This is a genomic window from Candidatus Collinsella stercoripullorum (assembly GCF_027669965.1).
GTDB classification, from domain to species: Bacteria; Actinomycetota; Coriobacteriia; order Coriobacteriales; family Coriobacteriaceae; genus Collinsella; species Collinsella stercoripullorum.
Window position 1 is genome coordinate 88,025 of the sequence record NZ_JAQECM010000006.1, and the last position, 1,901, is coordinate 89,925.

Genomic DNA, 1,901 nt, shown 5'->3' on the forward strand with positions numbered 1-1,901 from the left:
GCGCCGGGTCGACCATGAGGTAGCGGCCGCTCGTGCTCATGCTGCGCGGGACGGGGTCGGTCGCGCCCTCCGTGAACCTGCTGCCGGCGGCGCTTCCGCTGCGCTCGAACACGTACAGCTCGTCGAAGTAGGCGTTCACCACCTCGCGCGGGTTGAGGCCGAGGTAGCGGGCGTAGCTCGCGATCATGCCCTGCGCGTAGCCGCGCGGGGGCATGGAGGCGAAGTTGCCCGTCTCGAAGAACTCGATGATCTGCGGGCGGATCTTGATCACGTTGGCGACCTGCTGGATCGACATGCCGAGCTCGCGGCGTCGGTTGAGCAGCATCTCTCCGAACCGGCTGGCCATCAGAAGCCTCCAAACTCGTCTTCAGCGGACATGCGCGCCTCGACCTCCTCGAGCGCGGCGAGGCCCTCCTCGTCGAGCAGCACCTCGCGCGGCTTGGACCCGTCGGGGGGACCGACGACGCCCTTCTCCTCGAGCATGTCCATGATGCGCCCCGCACGGGCGTAGCCGACCTTGAGGCGCCGCTGGAGGCCCGAGGTGGACCCGAGCTGGGACTCGACCACGATGCGCGCGGCCTCCCAGATGAGGGGGTCGTCCTCGGCGGGCTCGTGCGCCCCGCCGCCCCCGCCGCCGCCCATGGCGGCCGGGGAGACCGCGGAGAGGATCTCGGTGTGGTAGTCGGCGGGGCTCTGCTCCTTGACGAACTCGACGACCGAGAAGATCTCCTCGTCCGACACGAAGCAGCCCTGGATGCGCTTGGGCTTGCCCCAGTCCACGCGGGAGAACAGCATGTCGCCCTGGCCGATGAGCTTCTCGGCGCCCGTCTGGTCGAGGATGACGCGGCTATCGATGCCCGTGGCAACCGTGAGGCCGATGCGGTTGGTGATGTTGGCCTTGATCAGACCGGTCACGACGTTGGAGCTGGGGCGCTGGGTCGCCACGATCATATGGATGCCCGCGGCGCGGCCGAGCTGGGCGATGCGCACGATGCTCGCCTCCACGTCCTTGCCGGCGACCATCATGAGGTCGGAGAGCTCGTCGATGACGATGACGAGGTAGGGCATCTTGGCCGGCGGGTTGTCGTACTTCTCGAACTCGCCCGCCGCCTGCTTCTCGTTGAAGGTGGAGATCTTGCGCACGCCGATGCGCTCGAAGATCTTGAGGCGGCGCTCCATCTCGGAGACGGCCCACTGCAGGGCGCTCGCTGCCTGCTTGGGCTCGGTGACGACCGGCACGTACAGATGGGGCAGCCCGTCGTAGGGGGCGAACTCGACGCGCTTGGGGTCGACCATGATCAGGCGCACGTCCTCGGGGAAGGTGCGCATCAGCAGGCTCATGAGGATGGAGCTGATGACGACGGACTTGCCCGAGCCGGTCGTGCCGGCGATGAGCAGGTGCGGCATCTTGGCGAGATCGGCGACCATGGGCTGCCCCTCGGCGTCGCGGCCGAGCGCGAACTCGAGCGGTCCGCCGGTGACGTAGGGCAGGATGTCGCCGAACGCGACCGTCTGCCGCGTGCGATTGGGGATCTCGATGCCCACCAGCGACGTCCCCGGGATGGGGGCGAAGATGCGGACCGAGTCCGTCGCGAGCGACAGGGCGATGTCGTCCTCGAGGCTCGAGATGCGGCTCACGCGCTCGCCCTCGCCGGGCTGCACCTTGAAGGTCGTGACGGTGGGGCCGGCGATCCAGCCGACCACGCGCGCGTGGAGGCCGAACTCCTGCAGGGTCGCCTGGAGGCCCTCGGCGGTCTGCTCGAGCTCCTTGGCCGAGCTCGTGCTCGAGGCGGAGGCGGGGTTGTGGCGCAGCATCGTGGCGGGAGGGAGCCTGCGCCCCTCCTCCTCGTCCGAGGCGGCGCTCGACGGCGCGGCGGGCGCCTGCGGGGCGCGGGCCGGCG

The 1,901-nt window shown here is 69.7% G+C and carries 2 protein-coding genes; both read right to left on the minus strand.

The window, feature by feature from the left end; all coding sequences use genetic code 11:
• A partial coding sequence (locus tag PHA29_RS03105; RefSeq protein WP_270848022.1) for a helix-turn-helix domain-containing protein occupies nucleotides 1-346 on the minus strand: 346 nt, incomplete at its 3' end.
• Nucleotides 346-1,901, minus strand: a 1,556-nt coding sequence (locus tag PHA29_RS03110; RefSeq protein ID WP_270848023.1) for a DNA translocase FtsK, incomplete at its 5' end; no start/stop codon positions are given. The genes PHA29_RS03110 and PHA29_RS03105, both read right to left, overlap by 1 nt.